Source organism: Mycoplasmopsis verecunda, from assembly GCF_033546915.1.
Classification (GTDB): domain Bacteria; phylum Bacillota_I; class Bacilli_A; order Mycoplasmatales; family Metamycoplasmataceae; genus Mycoplasmopsis; species Mycoplasmopsis verecunda.
In genome coordinates, this window is record NZ_CP137850.1 from 519,516 (window position 1) to 542,133 (window position 22,618).

The 22,618-nt window shown below is 26.4% G+C and carries 16 protein-coding genes; 2 read left to right on the forward strand and 14 right to left on the reverse strand.

Translation table 4 applies throughout. The features are described 5' to 3' along the window. Positions 1-540: 540 nt before the first annotated feature. Complete coding sequence (locus SAM46_RS02015; RefSeq protein WP_318635558.1) at positions 541-1,575, forward strand: IS30 family transposase; 1,035 nt, start codon at positions 541-543, stop codon at positions 1,573-1,575. Positions 1,576-1,952: 377 nt separating this feature from the next. Then, the gene (locus SAM46_RS02020) at positions 1,953-6,371 is read left to right on the forward strand and encodes a hypothetical protein (protein WP_078746813.1); all 4,419 of its coding nucleotides are present in this window, start codon (positions 1,953-1,955) and stop codon (positions 6,369-6,371) included. 39 nt (positions 6,372-6,410) lie between these two features. Here SAM46_RS02020 and SAM46_RS02025 read toward each other — a convergent pair whose 3' ends face one another. The 14 genes from SAM46_RS02025 to dnaG form a co-directional block, all read right to left on the reverse strand. Further along, positions 6,411-6,842, reverse strand: a complete 432-nt coding sequence (locus SAM46_RS02025; RefSeq protein WP_078746814.1) for an NUDIX domain-containing protein — start codon at positions 6,840-6,842, stop codon at positions 6,411-6,413. After that, positions 6,842-7,981, reverse strand: a complete 1,140-nt coding sequence (gene metK / locus SAM46_RS02030; RefSeq protein ID WP_078746815.1) for a methionine adenosyltransferase — start codon at positions 7,979-7,981, stop codon at positions 6,842-6,844. The genes SAM46_RS02025 and metK overlap by 1 nt, the downstream gene beginning before the upstream one ends. Positions 7,982-8,124: 143 nt before the next feature. Beyond that, positions 8,125-8,883, reverse strand: a complete 759-nt coding sequence (locus SAM46_RS02035) for a hypothetical protein (RefSeq protein WP_078746816.1) — start codon at positions 8,881-8,883, stop codon at positions 8,125-8,127. A gap of 14 nt (positions 8,884-8,897) precedes the next feature. Continuing rightward, complete coding sequence (gene glyA / locus SAM46_RS02040; RefSeq protein WP_078746817.1) at positions 8,898-10,160, reverse strand: serine hydroxymethyltransferase; 1,263 nt, start codon at positions 10,158-10,160, stop codon at positions 8,898-8,900. Between the two features lie 83 nt (positions 10,161-10,243). Beyond that, positions 10,244-10,720, reverse strand: a complete 477-nt coding sequence (locus tag SAM46_RS02045) for a hypothetical protein (protein ID WP_143826099.1) — start codon at positions 10,718-10,720, stop codon at positions 10,244-10,246. 98 nt (positions 10,721-10,818) lie between these two features. Beyond that, positions 10,819-13,005, reverse strand: a complete 2,187-nt coding sequence (locus tag SAM46_RS02050; RefSeq protein WP_078746819.1) for a phenylalanine--tRNA ligase subunit beta — start codon at positions 13,003-13,005, stop codon at positions 10,819-10,821. Continuing rightward, on the reverse strand, positions 13,005-13,673 hold the full coding sequence (locus SAM46_RS02055; protein WP_078746820.1) for a uracil-DNA glycosylase: 669 nt from the start codon (positions 13,671-13,673) through the stop codon (positions 13,005-13,007). Before SAM46_RS02055 ends, SAM46_RS02050 begins: the two co-directional genes overlap by 1 nt. Beyond that, positions 13,663-14,619, reverse strand: a complete 957-nt coding sequence (pheS, locus tag SAM46_RS02060; protein WP_078746821.1) for a phenylalanine--tRNA ligase subunit alpha — start codon at positions 14,617-14,619, stop codon at positions 13,663-13,665. The genes SAM46_RS02055 and pheS overlap by 11 nt, the downstream gene beginning before the upstream one ends. A gap of 8 nt (positions 14,620-14,627) precedes the next feature. Beyond that, positions 14,628-15,842 (reverse strand): replication-associated recombination protein A, encoded by a 1,215-nt coding sequence (locus SAM46_RS02065; protein ID WP_078746822.1) that lies wholly within the window; start codon positions 15,840-15,842, stop codon positions 14,628-14,630. Positions 15,843-16,127: 285 nt separating this feature from the next. Next, entirely contained in the window at positions 16,128-16,787 is a 660-nt protein-coding gene (locus tag SAM46_RS02070) for a hypothetical protein (protein WP_078746823.1), read from the reverse strand. Positions 16,788-16,896: 109 nt separating this feature from the next. Then, positions 16,897-18,381 carry a hypothetical protein gene (locus SAM46_RS02075; protein ID WP_078746824.1) on the reverse strand — a complete coding sequence of 495 codons (1,485 nt, stop codon included), beginning with the start codon at positions 18,379-18,381 and terminating at the stop codon, positions 16,897-16,899. A gap of 100 nt (positions 18,382-18,481) precedes the next feature. Continuing rightward, positions 18,482-19,273, reverse strand: coding sequence for a Nif3-like dinuclear metal center hexameric protein (locus SAM46_RS02080; protein ID WP_078746825.1), 792 nt, complete (start codon positions 19,271-19,273; stop codon positions 18,482-18,484). A gap of 2 nt (positions 19,274-19,275) precedes the next feature. Next, positions 19,276-20,772: an RNA polymerase sigma factor gene (locus SAM46_RS02085; protein WP_078746826.1), complete on the reverse strand. Its 1,497-nt coding sequence runs from the start codon at positions 20,770-20,772 to the stop codon at positions 19,276-19,278. 11 nt (positions 20,773-20,783) lie between these two features. Beyond that, positions 20,784-22,616: a DNA primase gene (gene dnaG / locus SAM46_RS02090; protein ID WP_078746827.1), complete on the reverse strand. Its 1,833-nt coding sequence runs from the start codon at positions 22,614-22,616 to the stop codon at positions 20,784-20,786. Between the last annotated feature and the right edge of the window lie 2 nt (positions 22,617-22,618).

The window sequence follows — 22,618 nt, forward strand, 5'->3', positions numbered from 1 at the left end:
TCATCACTACAGTATAGGGATATATATATATATATATGAAATTTAAATAAACATTTTTATTATTATTTAACAAACGAATCTACTTATAACAAAAAATATTTTTATTAATTTTAATTAATAGAATATATTTATTTCACTTTTTTACTAAATATAAAAATAATTAAAGATTCATAATCCAACACAGATAATAATGTTGTTATCTTATAAGATGAACTGCTTTATTATTTAATAATTAATTAACAAAATTTAATATCAATGTAATTAAGCAATTTTTAAGCTGCATAAAATCAAAAATATTAATTTTTAATTTTTTTATATAAATTAAAAAGCTGTCAATCCACCTAATCGTGAGCTAACAGCTTTTTTTGTAGTTCCTTGTATAATAAAATTGCAAATCTAAAGGAAGGAACTAACTTAATTATAATGTTAATAGATTTGAAGTATAACAAAAAAAGAGTATTTTGCATAAAAATTGAGGAAAAAGTATATCAAACGGTTATATCAAAAACTCAAAGAGAAGCATATTATCATTTTGCAATAATGGATTCACTAAATGATAACGAAATAAACAAAATCCATAAGGACATAAACAAACTCAGAGAGCAAAATATAACTCATTTCAACATGGAAAAGCTAGCTATTATGTTTAAAAATTTCGCAACACATGAAACACTGAATGATATTTCAAAAACAATGAACGTATCAGCTAAAGTTCTCAAGCAAAATTTAAAACTAGCTATGTGAGATCACACAGCAGAAGACTCATACAAATTTTGCAGTAATTGTAAAAATAGACTAACAACAATTTTTAAAGTTTCACATCGTGAATGAGTTCAGCTCAAAATGCAAAATGTTCAAAATCCAGTTCAACAAATTCATGAAAACACAATTTCAAAATGAGATGATATTGTTCGCTTCTGAAGGTTTTGAAGTAAACAACACAGAATCGTTAAGAGAAAATTATCTAAAGGTATTTTACTTTCAGATAATGAAAAGAAATTTGAACCACTAATATCAGTAACGACATTCTTGGATTACTATAAAGAACAATTGAAGGATAAAAATGCTTTTATACCTACGCCACAAGCTTTTTTTATTACTTTATGGATTAAGAATATGTTAAAGATGTTGATTTCTCTATTTTTATTTTGAAATCAAAAGAGGTATTTCAAAAATCTAATTGAGATAAACTACGTGGCAAGAAGAAAAAGCCTAAAGGAGTGCAATCTAAGAAAAATTAACTTTGGTATTTCTATTCATCTCGCACCATTAACAATTAGAAACAGAGAAGAATTTGGACATTATGAAATGGACACAGTAATTCTTAATTTAAGAGCTAAATATTGCATTCTTACCTTGCTAGAAAGAAAGACAAGAATGTTATTTGGGATATTAACTCGGCGAGATGCAGATTCAATAAAAGAATCACTTCTTAAATTGATTAATCATCACAATTTAACCATTTTATCTCTAACCATAGACAATGGTTCGGAAAATGTGAAGTTAAATGAAATAAGAGAAATTCCTGTTATTTACAAGTGCGATACATATTCATCATTACAAAAGGAAGCATAGAAAATGCTCATAAAAAATCAGAAACTTTCTACCAAAAGGCAAGTTTCCGAGATATGTTAATTTTGAATATATTTCACAAATGTTCAACGCAATAAATGATCAATATCGTGATTTTATTGATGATAAAACAGGCAGAATAATCAGGTTAAAAACTTCTAAATATTTCAACAGTTTCGTCTAAATAACAAAGAATTTTAAGCTCAGGCTTTATTTTTCTTCACGCTTTTGGAACATTTTTGTAAAATTTATACAGCAATATTGAGGAACTACTCAATTTACCACTTAGGTGGACTTTCAACTTTTTAATTAATATTTAATTTTTTTATCATTCAAATAGTTGAATTACTAAATGGTAAAATTGAAATATAGGAGAATTTATGAAAAAACTATTATGACCTTTATGTATATTAGCATCAGCTTTGCCAATTATCGCAACTCAATGTAATCATAAGGCTGATGATATTGTTCCTAAAAAAGATCCGGATGAAAACCAAAGGATTATTTTAATTCGGAAATATAATGATTATTACCAACAATTAAGAGAAATATCAAATAATTACAGTAATAATAAACCTTTTAGCAAGCAATATGCAATTGGCAAATTAAATAATAAAAATCAAGATATTGATTTCTTACAATTGTCTGATATTAATAAATTAATTGAAAAAATCGAGGCTGTTATAAAACTACTTACTAGTGATACATTCAATGAAATTAATGAACAACTAGCTCTTGTAAATTCATTATTAACCAAAGAGTTTGAATCATTAATTAATAATCCTAATGTTATTGTTGAAATAAGTTCTAAAATAAATGAATTAAAAACACTAACTAATAATTTAAATCAGCTATCACAAACTTATCAAAATACAGATAATGATAAAACACAATTAAGCGAATTTATCATAAAAAGTAATAAGTTGATTCAGCAAATAAATGAAACAAGTGAAAAATTAAAAAAATATTATCGTGAATTTAATAATCACTTGAAAGAGCTTAATGAATTAAAAGATAAATATCTAAAAGAAAGCAATAAAAATCATTTTACTACACAATATTTATTGGGGCAAATTAATAAATTTAGTGTATTTAATTTAACAGAGAAATCAATGAATGAAATTTCTATTTTCTTAGAAGAAATTAAAAAAGTTCAACATAATTTAGCAAGTGATGAATTATTAAAAATAGATAAATTGTGAAACAATGTATCTGAATTAATTTCAAAATATCAAAATAATGTTAAATACACAGAAGTTGAATCTGAATTACAAAATATTACAAACTATTTAAATAATCTTAATTATGAATCTGATTTAGATTTTAATCAAATACGTAATGATGTAACTAATAAATATGAACAAATATTAGCAAGTATAGAAAAAACAGAGACAGAAGATAGTAAAGAGCCTTCTTCAGAAACATCGTATAATCCTAATCAAATGGTATCAGATGATCCGACTGAAAAGCCAAATGACGATAACAATAGCTCATCAGATTTCGAAGATAAAAAGCAAGAAAATGAATCCGATTCAAATAGCAACAATAATGATTTACAAACATCAGATTCAACGCAACAAAATCAAAACGATAATAAACAATCTGCTCCTACAAATATTCAAAATGATAATAAAAAAGATGATGAAATAAATAATCCTACTAGCTCAGATGAAATAACATCTGAAGAAAAAGATGATAATACAGTAAATCCAATTTCATCAGATAAACAACAATCAAAATCAGATAGTAAAAATAATAATCCTACCAGTGATAACAATAATAATGAAAATAATGTTCCAAATAATTCAACATCTGAATCAAATAATGAAGTTTTACAACCTACTGATGGCGAAATAGAAAATCCTAATAATATATCAACTGAACCAATAAGTCATCCAGATAAAAAAACTGATACAAATATATCATTAACACATTCAAAAGATAATAAAACGGAATCTAAAGATTCAAGTGAAATTAATAAGCAATTAGATGATGATATTGCATCAAAACCTTCTGATATATCTAATGATGAAAAAAATCAAGATCAAAACAATAATACTAATGATAAAGAATTATTTGATACTGGTAATGATAGGAATAAGAAACCAGATGCTTCTTTATCTGAAAATACATTAAATGATAATTCAGAATCGAAACCAAAGGATAATAATAAAGATAACGAGTCTAAAGTTATATCTAAACCAATACAGCCAACTTTTGATATCTCTCAATCATTTTTAAAAGATTTAACATTAACAGATAGTGAAATAAATATATTAAATATCATTAATAATTCTAATATGAACTTTTACAATCCACCTATTAGTGTAAGCAAATATTCTACATTTATTAATCCAAAAGATAAGATAAATTCAAGCATTGATACTAATTGAGGAGATGTACCACTTGTAAAAAAATCTGATGATAAAATCACACACGAAGATTTAATAGAAATGATGACATATATCATTGGCACGAATAAACAAACAACATTTTCATTTGGAAATAGAAAAATAAGTTCAAACTTACTTGCAAATGCTTATAACATATGATTTAGAAAATATTGAAAATACTTCCCATCATTCTCCGTTTCAAACCTTGCATTAAGATTTGTTATGAGTGATGATAAACAATATGTTAAATCAATTGAAAAACCACTTTATGTTTTTGATTGGCAAGGAAATTCAACATTTTTTGAAAGTTTAGATTCATTTATTAATGATGGATTAAATTTAATAAAACCAGGAATGAATGATTACGATAAAGCACTTGTGCTTTGAAGATATGTAATGTATTATTTAGACTACAATTTAAAAGATGTTTTAATACCAGCTAATCTAGCAGTATTATATCGTACAGGAGTGTGTGCAACATATGCTCATTTATACTCTTTAATGCTTAATTTCGCTGGGATTGAAGCTTTTCCAATGATTACAGGACAAGATGTTGAAGGAGTTGAATTAAATCAAGAAACTCATGAAGTAGCATACTTAAAACTACAATTACCAGGTCATAATAAAGCCATGTGATTTGCTTCGGATCCAACATATGCAAAAGGAAATGATGCTTCATTAAGATATAAAAATAGTCAATTAGCTTATACTCCAAAAAATGAAATTTCATTCACTAGCTTCTTATTTCCGGTATCAAAATCATATAATGAACCATTAATTGATGTACAATATCACTCAAGAAAATTCTTTGATTTAGATTGACATGATTTCTTTAATTCTAGAAATGATAATAACGAATACTTTACAGCATCTGATATATTTAAAATAGATGATGAAAATCATAAGGTTATTTCGCCAGTATTTAAAAAAGGATTTATGTATGATTATTTACTTCGTAGACAACAAGGAATTAAAAGCGATGAAAGATCTTCATTTGAATTTTGAAAAGGAAAATACTATTCTTTAGCCACTAGAATTAATAAAGATAATAATATTGAAAAAGTATTATTATCTCAAGATTTAAATTCTGATACCCCTAATGTAGTTGATTGATATTCTCTATTTTATGATCAAAATATTATTAGTGATATAACATTATCAATGGTTTCAAATAATCCAACTAGACTATATAACTTATTAACTTCATATCAAGATAAATTGATTTTCATCGGAAGAAATTTCAACTATAAAAATAGAGCTAATCCTAAAGTCTTTTATGTATTAAATGAAAATAATGAAGTTATAAATATTGAAATTCCAGATTCAGGAAATAAATTAATTACTAATTTTTACGCAACTAGAGATGGTATATTTTATGATTTTAACTATGAAAATAAATATCATAAATTATTATTAAATGATGAACAATTGAAGTTTTACAATACATTTTCACAATCATATGAACATAATTTAATGATTAATAATTGAAAATGAATGCAAATTAGAATTAATTCATTTGAAACAGGAAGTTCAAATGGTCAAATTTCATTCCAGGATAAAGTTGAATTTAATAAAACAGTTGATTATGCTATCTTAAATTATCAAAATAAGGATTTTGATTTTAATGCCTATAATGAATTAATTACTAAATCATATGAATATCTAGTAAATAATGCTACAAATATTAATCAATTAATTATCGGCGATTTCCTTCGTGATGCAAAATTACCAAAAGATAATTTCATCAAGCACGGGCTAACATTATCTCCAATTTTATATGAAAACTTATCACAAATTACTCACTATAAAACTTCATTAGTTTATGTAGATGTCTTAGCATCACAAGATAATAATAATTTCGAAACAATAATGCAAAATCAACCTATTGATAGATTAAAATTAACTAGTGATGTAATAACTAATGATTTAACATACATTAAATTAAGATACAAATACAATAAAGACACTAAATTAAATGATTATTATGAAAGTAATGTATTTAAATTAGATTTATCTACTGATAAATTTGGAGATGATAATAAACTTAAACTATATTTAAATGGAACTTATTTAAATTCAAATTATGCTAATAAAAATAATTGAATGCAAACTGATATTACATTACAATTACCACTATTATCTAACCAAGATATAGTAAAAAACAATTACAAACTATACCACATTGATTCTAATAATAAGATAACTTCAATTGATATAGATTCTAATTTAATTCATATTGGTAAAATATCAAAAGAAAATAAAGGTGTATATGTTGTAGCAGGAAATAACCAAATGTCAAATTTCTTTTTTGCATTAAATCAAGATGATATTGCAAATCCACAGCAATCAGCATATTGGGCTAAAGTGCTTAAGGATTTAGCGAATTCAAGCATTAAATTAAAGTAAATAAAATCCGCTATCAAACATAATTTGATAGCAGAAATATTATTTATGTGTTGAAATATTTAAATTTTGATATTTCTCATAAGCATCTAGTAGGAATTCTCTAGGTGCTTGATTTTTTATTATCTTATAAGCACGCTTAATAGAGAAATACTTTGCTTTTTTAGATTCACCACTTACATGTTTAGGTACTTCATTATCATGTGTATAAGCAAGAAAGTAAGTTACTTCCTTATCATTTCCAGTTGATGTAATAACATAATTATCTACATATTTTATATCTGGAATAATATGAAAGTTTTTAATTTTTGTTTCTTCCATTACTTCGCGATGTGCTGTTTCAACAGGAGTTTCATTTCCTTCTATATGGCCTTTCGGAAATATTCAAATGTTATTTAATTGTTTGACTAGAAGTACTTTAGTTTGGAATCTAAATTTTCTAAATATTATTGCACCACAGGACTTTTCAAGCATTATTTAGATAACTCTTTAACTTTGTTTTTTAATTCTTCAACTTTATTTAATCTTTCTCAAGGAAGATTTAAATCACTTCTACCAAAGTGGCCAAAATATGAAGTTTGTAAGAAGATTGGTTTTTGTAATTCTAGTGCTTTAATAATTCCTTTAGGAGTTAAATTGAAAATTTGTGATACAGCTTGTTCAATGATATCTTCATCAATTTTATTTGTTCCAAAAGTATCTAACATAATTGAAACTGGTTTAGCAATTCCGATTGCATAAGCTATTTGGATTTCAGCTTTATCAGCTAATCCAGCAGCTACGATATTTTTAGCAATTCATCTAGCAGCATAAGCAGCAGATCTATCTACTTTGGTAGCATCCTTACCACTAAATGCTCCTCCACCATGACGAGCAGCTCCACCATAAGTATCAACTATTATTTTTCTACCGGTTAGTCCAGTATCTCCAATCGGACCACCAATTACAAAGTTTCCAGTTGGATTAATTAAAATATTTTTAGGTTCTTCTAAGTTATATTCTTTTAATACAGGAAGAATTATATGATTCTTGATAAATGATTTAAATTCTTCTTCATTGTAATTTTTAGAATGTTGAATACTCATAAGCACAGTATCAACAAAGACATGTTTAGGATCTGTATAATCAAGAGTAACTTGCGATTTCATATCAGCTTTAGCATATTTAAATTCTAAAGTAGTTCTTAATTTTTCAGCTCTTCTAACTAAAGCATGAGCTAAAGTAATACCTAAAGGCATATATTCAGGTGTTTCATTTGTAGCATAACCAAACATTAGTCCTTGGTCTCCTGCTCCAATTTCATCATTATCAAGCTCTACACCCATTGCAATATCTTCACTTTGGCGTTTAATATCGGTAATAAAACTTGTTTCAGTTGTATAGTATCCTAGTTGTTTAAGGATATTTTTAGCAATTTCAATTACATCAATATCGGCTGATGATTTAACTTCTCCTGCAATAAAAATGTTGTGCCCTGAAGCCATACATTCAACAGCTACTTTAGAATTTGGATCAAGTGTTAAATATGCATCTAATATTGCATCAGAAAGTTGATCACATACCTTATCTGGGTGTCCTCTTCCAACAGATTCACTAGTAAATAGTTTTCTCATATAATTCTCCTTTATTAGGTTATAAAAACAAGGTTTCCCTTGTTTCTGAAATGTATTTAAATTATAAATTAAATATATAATAATGCAAATTTTAAATATTTGCAAATAATTACTCTTTGCACTTGTAAATAGTATTAAAAATACTATCTAGTTTTAGTTTCAAAATCCTTATCTAATAATTTGACTAAAGATAACAATTTTGAGACAAAATCAGTTTCATCAATTATTTTATCTTGAATTACAACTTGATTATAATCAACAAAAGTATCGAATAATATCTTACCTTCTTTGTATCAAAGTGAGCGTTTTGAACTAGATAATTTCATTAAATCACTTGTACGATAAGCTAGTGTTGTTTGACGGTTATTAATTTGAATTTTATGTAATTTGATTTTAGCCGGAAATTCTCTTTTAGAAACATTATTAAGTAAATATTGATGATATGAAACTTGATTTTCATTTTCTACTAATTCTCATCCTTGCATATCTTTATTTCAAGCATATATTTCGCGGAATATTGTTCATACGACTACACCAGAAAAGAAGCAAGATAAGATAAGTAACACTAAAGGAATACCAGTATTAACTACTTTACCAATATTATCAATATCTTCATTAACAAATTTAAATGTTTGATAAACAAATAGAATTGCAATCGGAATATAAGCAGTAGTTATTACAACCAATAAGATTGTTAAAGCTGTAAAGATTCAATATCTAAGTTTTCAATATTTCATCATATAGCTATTTAAAATAACTTTTTGAAATATTTTTTCATTATTATGTAAATGAAGTCTAATCATTTTAACATGATTAATAAAACTTGATTGAGATAAAACAATTACTAAGAATAAAATAAGCGGTAATAATCCAACTGCTCAAATAACAGCAATACTTATCATTTTTACTCCTTAAATTATAAATATGATTTCTTAATCGGAAATTCCTTAGTTAATTGTAATACTTGAGCTTTAAGTTCTGATAATTTACTTTCTCCTTGTGGTGATGCAAGGAAATCATGATTTCTTAATGCATAATCAATAATGTCACATAATTCATTTCATTTACTAAATCCACGACTAGTCATAGCAGCTGTTCCTAAACGAATTCCGCTACCTAAGGTAGGAGATAATGTGTCAAATGGAATGGTGTTTTTATTAATTGTAATATTGATTTTTTCTAATAATGTTTCTGCTTCTTTTCCATTGATATTATATGTTTCTAGCACATTAACCATAAATAAGTGATTATCAGTACCATCAGAAATGATTTTTGCACCTTTATCTTTAAAAGCTTGACAAAATGTTTGAGCATTTTGCACTATATCAGTAGCATATTTTTTAAACATAGGTTGCATTACTTCATAAAATGCAACAGCTTTTCCTGCGATTGCATGGAATAATGGACCACCTTGATATCCAGGAAATACTCATCGATCTATTTTTTTAGCTATTTCTTCATCATTAGTCATGATAATTCCGCCACGACCACCACGAAGTGTTTTATGTGTAGTAGAAGTAATAATATCAGCATATCCAACTGGAGAAGGATGTAATCCAGCTGCAATTAATCCAGCAATATGAGCAATATCAGCCATTAATTTAGCACCACATTTATCAGCAATTTCTCTAAATTTAGCAAAATCAACAATTCTCGAATATGCTGAATAACCACATATTATTAAATCAGGTTTTTCTTGCATTGCTTGGAGTAATATTGCATCATAATCTAAATAACCATCTTTAGATAATTCGTATGAAACTGAATTATAAAATATTCCACTAAAGCTTATTTTATAACCGTGTGTTAAATGCCCACCACAATTTAAAGCTAGCCCCATAATTTTTCCGCCTGAAGGAACAACTGAAGCAATAGCAGCCGCATTAGCTACAGATCCTGAATATGGTTGCACATTAGCATATTTAACACCGAAAATAGCTTTTAATCTATCAATTGCAGTTTGTTCAACAATATCTACATTTTCACAGCTACCATAATATCTTTTGTAAGGATATCCCTCACCGTATTTATTTGTTAGCACAGATCCTTGTGCTTTGAGCACATCTTCTGATACATAATTTTCAGAAGCAATTAATTCAATATGATCTTCTTGACGCTGTAATTCATTATTAATTGCATCTTGGATAATTTTGTCATTTAATTTTATATTTGAATACATTTTAATCTCCGTTTTTAATTATTCGCCGGTTACTTCATCTTCAGAATTTAATACTAGGCTTTCATCATTAAGGTATTTTTGTACTAGGTAATAAATAATGCTTTACGATTTAGTTTTAAGGTTTTAGCTTTTATTTTTAATGCATTAGCAACAAAATATAATGATTCCATATCTAAATCTTGTAATTTAGCACTTAAATCATTTGCAGATTTTTCTAATTGTTCGTAATTACTTACTTCTTTAGTAAATAGATTTACAATATCATTCATTTTGGTTATATTTGTTATATCACTACTATTATAAGAATCGGCATAAATACTTTCATTTAATTTTTTAATTGATAATGATACTGCTACTATACCTAAAATTTGATATGAAAAAATTATTATCATAACTAAGGAAAGTAATGTACCAGCATATGGATTAATTACATATAATTCTTTTTCTACATTTGGGCCAATATTATTGTAGTATGGATAACCTAATTCACTGTTAATATCTGATGCACGTTGAGTACCTAGATAAACATAAATTTGATTTTTTTGAGTTTGAATAGTCATAGCGCAAATATAAGCTACAACAGATAGAATTAATAATATTATAAGCATGTTTCTTAAAAAATGCTTATCTTTAAGTATAGTTTCAACTTAAGAATACATTAATTAAACTTCTTAATTATTTTTTCGATATTAGCATCGCTTGCTGTTATTCTTAATGTAACATTATGTGAATTTTCTTTTTTATAATCATCAATTTGAATAATGTCAAATACTTCTGCAGTATTCTTGATTTGATTGATTTTTTCAACTAAGTAATCATTATTGTCTAATTCAAATGTTAAATCAATAAATTTAAGAGGTTCTAGATCAATTGTACTAAATTTAAGTTCCTTAGAATCTTTATCAAAGATTGATGTGAAAATTTCAGCATAAATTGTTCCATTAGTATTATCGAATTTAGGGTGTAGTTTTCCAATTCAACCAACTACATTATCATTATAAATAATTTCAGCAGAAGCATTAGGATGAATCATTTCATTATCGCTGAATGGAACAAATTTTAATTCTTTTCCTATTAAGTTAATTAAGTCAATTTGCATTTGTCTGAATGATTTTGTACTTGAGGCAACTCCATATACCATAACATTATTATTTATCATTCCTTTTTCAAAAATATTAATGTTACTCATTTTGCGTTTCATATTGTACTCGGCAACATCAGATAATGAAGTTATGATTGAATTTCTAACAACTTCTCTTTCTTTTGAAACATAAGTTTGCAATACTTGATTTGTTTTAAAATCAAAAGGATTAAATTTTGCTTTTTCTTTTGATACTAGACTAAATGTTCTAACTTCACTATATCCTTGAGCAACAAAACGATTAGGAATTGTATTTGCTTGCATTGTTTTTAAAGGTATTGAAGCTAATTTTTGTTCTTGTATACTATCATAAGAATAAAATCTCAATACTTCTTCAATAATATCTTCAAATAATTCAACATCATATCTATATTGTGGAATAGAAATAACATTATTTTTAGTATCTAACTTAAATCCTAAAGCGTCTAGTGATTTAATTGCTTTATTAAATTGTTCGTGATTTAATGCTCCACTATATGTAGCTAATTTATTTATGTCTCAATTAATTAATTTAGCTTCATGACAATCAAAATCATTTAATATAGTACTATGTGGTAAATTAGATAAATAATGAGTTACTAAATATTTAGCAGCTTGCTTAACAATATATTTTGATATTGGTCTAGATGCTTGTGAAGAAGAATTAGTATTCATTTTAACTTCACGAGCAGAATGCCTAATTTCACTTGGATTAAATGATCCAATTTCAAATAAGAAATTATTACTTACTTCAGTAACTTTATATTTTTCTAATCCCATAGTAGCAGCGATTGAAATAGGTTTGCTATCAATACAAATACATAATGTATCTTGGATTTCAATTTCTTTATCACCTAAAATAGATACTTTTCCGCTGAATTTTTCAACAGATAATTCTCCTTTAGGTAATTTATCTAAATCATAAACATGAGTAGGAGTACCCATTGTAATTAATAATAAATTAGTTAAATTTACTGCTCAAGGTAATTTAGCATCAATTCCATGTTTAGCTAGTAGCATTTTTTCTTCTAGAGATGTAACACCTTTGTTTTGTGAAGCTATAAAAAGAACATCTTTAATCACTTCATTCTTTGAATCAATTTCAATGTCGTAACTTAGATTAGATTTAACATCATGAATATCTAATAAATCAGTAACTTCTGTATTAAAATAAGCAGCTAATTCATTAGCTAAAACATAATATGAATTTGCATCATTTCTATTTGCAGTAATAGAAATATCAATAATATAATCGTCTAATCCTAATTTAACAATTGGATCATCTTCTAATGTTGCTCATTGCTGTGAAAATCTAGCTATTTCATCTTTTTCACTTAATAATGTTCAATCATATCCAATTTCAGATCATGAAGCAAACATTCCTTGTGATGGTAAACCTTTTAATTTAACTTCATTAAAGACAATACCATCTTTTGAAGCTCCTACTGGAAAACATATAGTTAAATCACCCGGTTTTAGAATTCTATTATTAGTTTGAATTGTGTAATTACCGTTTTTTGTTTTAACTTCTACTACATCTAATCTATCAGAGTTAGGATTTTGTGTAACTGAAATAACTTCAGCAAATAATAATCCTTTAACAGCACTAAAAGGTTTAACTTCTTCTACTTCAAAACCAATGTTATTTAAAGCAGTTTCTACTTCTGCTGTACTTAAGTCTTTTCCTTTTAATAATTTATTTAAATGATTTAATGATAATAACATTATGCCTCCTTTTTAGATGTATCTCAGTTAATAGCAGTAATTCCCTTTTCAATTAACTTATCATTAATTCGAGCAAAGATATGAGAATTTTCAAAACCTTTTTTATAACTATAAGGACTTGGGTGTGATGTAACAATTAAATTATCTTTATTAATATCTAATTTTTTCACAAATGATTCAGCTTGTTTACCTAATACTACTACAATTACATCTGGATTTTGTCTAACTACTTGATTTAACACTTCAGTAGTAAATTTTTCTCATCCAAAATCTTTATGAGAATTTGCTTTACCTTCTGAAACTGTTAAAACTGTATTTAAAAGTAACACTCCTTGTTTTGCTCATGATATTAATGAAGTATCATCTAATTTTGCATCTGGATAATCTTTTTTAATTTCATTAAAGATATTTCTTAATGAAGGAGTGATTTTACCATTGCCAGTTGAAAAAGCTAATCCATCTGCATAGCCAACTGTATGATATGGATCTTGACCTAATAAAACAACTTTAGTTTCGTGAACTTGAAAATAATCAAAAGCTTTAAACATATCCATTTGATGTGGTAAAACATGTGCTTCTTTTTCAGCAATTTGAAGTTTATTGATTATTAATTCAAAATAAGGTTTCTTACCTTCTTGTTGCAAAATATTTAAAAAACTATCTTTCATTTCTAAATTGCTCCATTATTCTTAAATCATTTCTATATAAATCTCTTATATCATTGAATCCATATTTAATCATTGTGATACGTTCAATTCCTAATCCAGCAGCTAAACCATTAAATGAATTGTCGAATCCAGCCATTTTTAACACATTTGGATGTAACATACCTGCACCTAAAATCTCAATTCATTTATTTTTGTATAGCACATCAACTTCAACGCTAGGTTCGGTAAATGGGAAATAACTTGGTCTTAATCTAATTTCAACTTGTTCTTCTAGTACATATGAAAGTAAATCTTTTAATGTTCAAATTAAGTTACCAAACGAAATGTTTTTTCCAACTGAAACGAAATCAACTTGTGTAAATTGATGTGAGTGAGTAGCATCATCTTCATCATTACGGTAAACTTTACCAATTGCAAATGTTGAAAATATTTGATTTGGATTTTCGGCCAGCACTTTAGCAGTTATTCCAGTATTATGAGTTCTTAATAATGTTGTTGAATTAAAATATAAAGAATCATGCATTGCTCTAGCTGGGTGATCTTGTGGAATATTTAATCTTTCAAAATTATATAAATCTGAAACAATTTCACCTTCTTCTTGTTGATAGTATCCATGTTGGTAGAATCATTCTTTTAATCTGTTTTCAACAATTGTAATTGGATGTAAGCTAGCTGGTTTTGGTAATGGAGCTGTTACATCAATAAATTCAGAATTCACTTTTGCTTGTATTTCTAAATTTTTAATTCTATCTTCGGCTTGTGTAAAGAAATCATTGTATTTTGTTTTTAATACATTAATTTGTGAACCGATATTTTTCTTTTCTTCAACTGGAGCTTTTTTTAATTCTATTTGCAATTTAGCAATTTCTCCATCTGCACCAAAAACTTTAGCCTTTGCTTGTTTTAAGTCTTCTAATGTATTTATGTTTTCTAATATTAAATCCATATATACTCCTATTTCTTTTTGATTAAATTTCAGTATCTAAGTAATTTGTTCTCATGTTCATTATTTTGTGGCCAGTAAAATACCTTGCTTTTTATTTCATCCGGTAAATATTGTTGTTCAGTTCAATTATTTTCGAAATCATGCGGATATTTATATCCAATTCCATCTCCTAATTTAACAGCAGATCCATAATGCGAATCTCTTAAGTGCTGTGGTATTTGATAAATGCCACCAGAAGCAATTAATTCTGAAGCACTTTCTAAAGCTAAATATGTTGAATTACTCTTTGGTGCTAATGCTAAATCTAAAATCGCAAAGCCTAGAGGTAATTTCCCTTCCGGTAACCCTAATCTTTCATAACATCTGATTGCTTCAGCAACTCTTAGTGATACATTTGGAGATGCTAGGCCAATATCTTCATATGATACACAAAGCATTCTACGAAATAGCCCATCAATATCACCTGATTCTAATATTAACATTCCATAATATAAAGCTGCATTAGGATCACTTCCACGAAGTGACTTGTGAAATGCTGAAAGATTATTATAATGAGCTGTTGAATTTAAATCACTATAAAAATTAACATTTGGTACTACTGTTTTTATAACTTCATCCGTTATTTCATCATTTTCATCAACACAAGTTGCTAACATTTGTAAATTATTAATACTAGAACGTAAATCACCAGCTGATAATTTTGCTAATGCTAGTAACTGAGCACTAGTTATTTTTAAATTACTAAAATTTTGATTAACTATGCTTCTTAATTTTTCAACAATATCAGCTTCAGATATTTTATGAAATTGTAAAATTTGCATTCTGCTTCTAACAGCGGGAACAACTCTAAAGTAAGGATTTTCAGTAGTTGTTGCATAGACAATTATTTTGTCAAATTCTAAATATGAAAGCAAAATATCTTGCTTATCCTTATTTAAACGATGTATTTCATCAATAATAATACAATCATTATTTTCCAAAATTTCTACTAATTTTGCTTTCGAATCAACAGAGGCATTAAAGTAATCATATTTCAAAGCTAAATCATTTGCTAATGCTATGGCTGTGGATGTTTTTCCTGTTCCAGCCTCTCCAAAAAATAGAAAACTAGAGGTTACTTTATTTTTTACAACTTTATTTAGTAAATTAATAACATGTTTTTGGCCAACTATATCATTTAAAGTTTCCGGTCTTAAAGCATTAGCAAGATTTTGTTTTATCATTAAATACCCCATTTAATTAAATATAAATATTTAATTAAATTATACACTATATAAGGTTATACATTATAAAATCAGGTATATATGCATTGAGAGTTTTACATCTACTACATAGAGCTAAATGTATTTTAAGTCATTAATGGATAGTGGATATTAGATAAGTAGAATTGTGCATATTTATCTAATATCAAATTACTTTTTTCTAGGTTCACAACTTAGTAAAAACACTTATTTTCAAATTAAAATGCTTAGTATAAGAAACTAAGCATTATCAATTTCTAATTAAAACTAGTTTGAATTATATTTTTGTTGAAGGTTATGATAAACATATCTTATAGTGCTTAATCCTTGATCAGGGTTTTCAAAAAATGGATGTAGTTTATAGCTAAATGAAAAAAGAAAATAAAATACTTTTGTCATTTCATCATCTTTTACACCTAATTTTTTTCATGTTTTAGTGTTGAAAGATAATTTTTGACATTCTAGTTTATTTCTTTTATAAAATTCAAAGTATGGTTCATAAATTTTAATTACAAACGAATATTTTTTCTCCTCATTAACTTGCGAGATAATTTCATTTGAAAATGTTTCTATTTGATTTTTTCCTTCTATTAATTCTTGATTAGGAAGATATTTTTTAGATCAAAGTCATACACGATATATATCTCCGATGTATCCAAGGATAAGATAAAAACCTATTCAGCAAAAAACATTAATATATGATATGTAACCATCAATAATAGCTAACGCAAAAGATGTTGATTGCATTACTGCATATAATAACCTAAAACTTGTGTCAAATGTTAAAATAGAATAAAATTTTCTTTTAAAACATCTTCTAATTATTTCATATCCTTCATTGTATTTTTTAATATTACAAGTAATTGGATAATTAAATTTCATATCTGATTCTTTAGCTGCTAAAGAAAAAGCATAGAATCTGTGCATTTTGTTTGTTCATATACCAACGAAATAAAAGTCCTTAATAAGAAATAAAATACATAAAAACAGAGCAAATCAGAAAAATGGAGATTGTATATTACTTGTATAATGCATTTTATCCTAAATTATCTTTCTTAGTATTATTAGGTAATGTTTTAATATATCATTCATTTGTTTTTGAATTGTATACCTTTGTTAATCCTTGGATATGAAGTTGCTCATAACTTAAACTTAGCAATTCATTAAGTGTTTTTATTTCTCCTGTAATTAAATTTTTAAATATAAGATTTTTACCACCGGTTGCACAAGTATCATAATCATCTCCATAAATAGGTGTTTCGTTTATAACAACTCATCTCACTCATCCAAGTGATTTCATTCCATCAATAATCTCACTCATTGTATTTCTTAGATTAGAAGTGAAATTATTTATTTCATTAATCATTATATCAGCTCTATTTATATCTGCGGCAGAGGTGTATATAGTATAACCGTCTAAAGCAATTCCTGCCGCACCTAAAACAAGAGATAAAGAGCCAGATGGAGTTTTAAAGTTCTTTATAATATCTTTTTTGAATTTAGCAAATTCCTTTACACCCCCTTTAGGTAATGAATATAAATTATTCAAAAGATCAATTTTTCCAACTATTACACCAACACCAAATGTTAGTAAATTATCAAGTAATGGTGTTTTAGTTATTTTTGCTTCTTCTATTGCTTTTGATACATTTTCAAAGACTTTATTTCTGCTTACAAATATTTCGTATTCCTTTTTAAAGTTTTCTAGTGTTATCGTAAGTCCTATTACTGTTGCTCCTGCTGCAATGCTTCCGATAGCAGCAGGTGGTCAAAAGAACACAAAAATAGTTGAAATTATTGATACAGCTGACATTCCTATTATTGCACGATTTAGCTTTATAATAGTTTGCTCATATGATTTTAAAATTTCTAAATTATTTATTGAAATTTTCTTCAATGAATCTAATTGTTTTTCTAATGCTAAGTATTTAATACCAATTACTTTAGAATTTTCTTCTAATTTATCTTTATCAACACTTATATTTACTGAATAACCCTTTTTTTGGTCAGTAACTATTTGTTGATATTTTTTACTTAATTCTTGCTTAATGATTTTTTCTTGTTTTTTCTCTTCTTTTAATTTTGCTTGTTGTTCTCTAATAGTTGTTCTAAATTTAGCCTTAAATGAAGCCACATATTTATCTAGTTTAGATATTGCTTTATTATATTGTTCATCATTTATAACTTTTTTATCTTTTGCTAACTTTAGAAAATTAGTTAGCAATAACTTGATTTCAGAGTCTGAAATCTCATCACGCATTATCTTAAGAGATGAGTTATTTGTATTTTGAATTAAATTAGATAACTTTTGAAATAATTCTTCATTTTGCTGAATAAATTCAGGAATTAATAAATCGCGGAAAATTATTTCTAGTTCATTTAATTCATTGGAATTACTTTTTATTACTTTGTTTTCGATTATTTGATTATTATTTGTTGTCCCAACAATACCAGCGCCAAAGTTTCCTACGGCATTAATTGGTTCTCCTAGTTTTAAAAATAAGTTCTTCATATTTTCCATTCATATTCTTTTTTATATTTTAATTAATTTACACTATATTAATTTTAATATATTAGATTGAAATTCACTTAATTTTGCAAATAAAAAGCACTCAAGGTGCTTATAAATTGTGATATGGCTCGTCTAATTCTTTGACAATAAAGCGATACTCAGGAAACATTTGAACCAACATTAGATACATATGATATGCAAATACTTGCTCATCTAAATGAGGCACTTCTAAGATGTTTATATTATTTTGATCAAAGACTATTCAATCACTTCATCTAAAATCACTTGAAATTATTAAATCAACATTTTTAGATAAATCTACTATTTGGCCTATATATCCGCTTCCAGATAAAACAGCTACTTTATTAACTTTCTTATCATAATCTTGTGGATTTATATTTGTTCTAAATGAATTAAATTTTAATTTATCTATAAATAACTCTTTTAATTCATTTAAAGATTTATTTGGTTGAAATACTGCACTAAATATTTGCGATGCATTTCAATCCATTGTGTTTTCAAGCCCTAGAGCTTTTACAATTTGATATGAAGTTCCATAAGGATCGCAGTCATAATTAGTATGCATAGAATATGCAGTAATTTGATGTTTTCTTAATAAATTTAATATTTCTCTTTTATAAGGAGCTTTATTATCTTCATCAATTCATCTAGCTTCAAATTTAAATGGATGATGAGTTAGAATAACATTACAATCATTGTCAATTGCTTCTTGTAAAACTTCTTTAGTTAAATCAATTGCTAAAACTGCACCTTTAAATTTTTTAGCTTGTACAGTTTTAACACTGTAACCTGATGGATCTCAAATTTCTTTATTTTCATTTGGATACATTGAGTTAACAACCGCTATAAAGTCTTTTATTTTCAAACTTTTTTGTTTCATATTTAATTTTTTAAATAATCCTTTAAGTTTTTACCATGTTTTACATTGCTTTTTAGCTTACGTAAAATTTTGTTTTCGATTTGTCTTACACGTTCTTTTGAAACACCGCCACGATCTTTAGATAATTCTTCTAATGAGTGAACTTTATATCTTTCACCGTTTTCATCTGTCCCAACTCCGAAACGTTTACAGATTAATTTTTTATCTTCAGGATCTAATTCGTTAATCATATCCTCAAGAATTTTACTTAATTCTTCATGTGAAGCATAATCAACTGGGTTAACTATGTTTTCGTCTTTAACAAAGTCACTAAATGATGAGTCATTTTCTTTCCCAACTTGTTTATCAAGTGAAATTGGATCGATATTAATTTTTCTAATGTAACGAACTTTAGCTGCATCAAATCCATTCCCATATTTTTGTGCAATTTCATCATCACTAGGTTCTCTACCTAATTCTTGTTGTAATTCACGTTCAATTTTAGAAATTTTATTAATTGTTTCTACCATATGCACTGGTACTCTAATTGTTCTAGCTTGGTCAGCTACAGCACGTGTGATAGCTTGACGAATTCATCAAGTGGCATAAGTTGAGAATTTAAATCCTTTATTAACATCATATTTTTGAACAGCTTTTAAAATACCTGAGTTACCTTCAGAAATTAAATCAATAAATGAAAGACCTCTGTTTTTGTATTTTTTAGCATTATTAATAACAAGACGAAGGTTTCTTTGGATTAGTTTGTCTCTTGCACGTTTTCCTCTAAATCCACCTTTTTCCATTTGTTCAGCTAATTTACGTTCTTCTTCTACTGTAAGTAATTCACCATACTTACCAATTCAACGCATATATCACTTAACAATATCATTTGTTTCAGTTAACTTATTTGATAAATCAGCTTTTTTCTTAGGAGCATCGTTTAAATCAACTGCTTCTACATAATCAAATGATAAGGCATCAAGATTAAGATCTAATTCATCTGAATCATCAAAAAATGATTCATTAAGTTTTTGTTCTTCCTCTTCGTCTTCTTCTTCCTCAGGTTCTTCCTCTTCTATTTCTTCGTCTGGAATTTTGTAGTATTCTTCATCGATTTCGTCTTCTTCTGAAAATTCATCATCACCGAATTCGTCTTCATCATCTGCTGTTTCAAAGTCAATATCCATATCATCTAAGTTAGGAAGTTCTTTATCATCTTCTTCAAGTTCTATTTCATTCTTTTTAGATTTCTTTTTGCCATTAGATTTATCTGCTTGAAGCTCTTCTAAGAAATCTTCTTCAGTAACATCTACATTTGAATAATCATCTTCATCATCTGCAATAATGCTATTATCTTTTAATTCTTCTAGGAAGTCATCGAATTCAGCATCTTCAATAAAAAGATTTTTGGCTGCAAGGACTTCAAGTAATTCATCTTGTGTAAAATAATCCTTATGCTTATGTTTTAATTGTTGTTTTAGATAAGTGATTACTGTGTTATAGTCGAATTGTTTATCCATTACAACCTCCTTTATTTATTGTTTTTAAATATTAATTTTCTATTTTTGTATTTGTTAATTAGCAAGCTAATTTGATCTTGTATAAATGGTGGTACAGCATTTGCATTAGCTCCTGCATATAAGATATTTTTGTATTTTTCTCACTCAGCTACTTGCTCTATTGCATATGGCTGAAGTGGAATGGTAAAAGAGCTTAATTTATTGGCTTCTAAAACTGTATCATTTACATACTCTTTTATTATTTTTGCATTGATTTCATCATTGTAATCAATTGAATTAAGCATTATATTTAATTCAGGATATATCATTTTATATATCTCATTTGGGTCTTTTACTTCATTTAATTGAATAGTATATTCATATAAATTTTTAATACTATCTGGCTTAGTGAATAATAAAGAAACATCATTAGTTGCTTTAATTATTTCTAAGATATATTGATTACTCATAGCTCTTATAAGTAAGCTTAAACGGTTTTGATTTGCTAATAGTTCAATTTTGTTTCGATATCATTGAGTATTTCTAAAATCTATGTTTTGTTTCTGAGGTATCTCATGATAAATATTTTGATTTTCTTTCAGTTGATATTTTAATGAATAATTAAATTCTTTACTTAATAAGCTAGATATATATTCTTTTTGCTCATCGTTAAATAAATTAATATAAGCTTGTAATATTTGAATAAATTTAGAAAATGACTCATAATCCTGTATTTGATCAACTTTATGTTTAGCTTTTAACTTTTCATAAATAAAGTTGACACTCGAAACTTGATTATTATTAATTAAATCAATTAATGTTTCTTTACCATAATTATTTAATATTTCATCAGCATCTTTTAAATAAGTATTATTTATAACTGAAGCTGAAAAACCATTTTCCAATAATAATTTTAATGTTCTTAAAGTAGCTTCTATTCCAGCTGTATCATTATCTAGGAATAATATTACTTTATTTCGTTTGATTAGATTGAGATGTTCTTTAGTTAAAGCAGTTCCCATTAAGGCAACTACATTATGAATACCTGCTTTATCTAAAGCTATTGCATCCATAAAACCTTCAACAATAATAACTTCTTTTTTGCTATTAATATTATCTTTAGCATTATTGAAGTTATATAGAATTTTAGACTTATTAAATAAATGTGTTGCTGGCGAATTCACATATTTGCTAGTTGAACTAGAATCTAAAGTTCTACCTGAAAATCCAACTAAATCACCATATTCATTTCTAATCCCAAAAGTTATTCTATCTCAAAATAACTCATTAAGTTCACTATTAATCAAACCAGCTTTTAACATTAAATTTGAATCATACCCAAGTTTTTTTAAATAATCGACAATTTTATTTTTTGGTGCATATCCTATATCAAATTTTTCTCTTATATTTAAATCATCTAATTTACGCTTTTTTAAATATTCATTAGCAGATGTCGATTTTAAAACCTCAACTTTGTAGAAATAATTTGCTATAGATAAAATATCAACTAATTCAACTGTTTCTTGTGAATAGTATTTAGTCTTATCATCATTTTTAAAAGATGTAAAATCAAACTCAATACCTTGTTTTTGAGCAAGAAACTCTAGTGATTGAATAAAGTTTCAATTTTTTATTTTTTCAAGGAAACTTATTACATTTCCTGAAGCTCCACATGGGAAGCATTTAAATATTTGTTTTTGTGGAGATATAGTAAAACTTGGAGATGAATCTTCGTGAAATGGACATAATCCAATATAGTTATTTCCTTTTTTACTTAAAGAAATAAATTCAGAAATAATTTCTACTATATTTGAATTAGAAATAATTTGATTCACTAATTCACTTGGTATTCTCTTATTCTCCATTT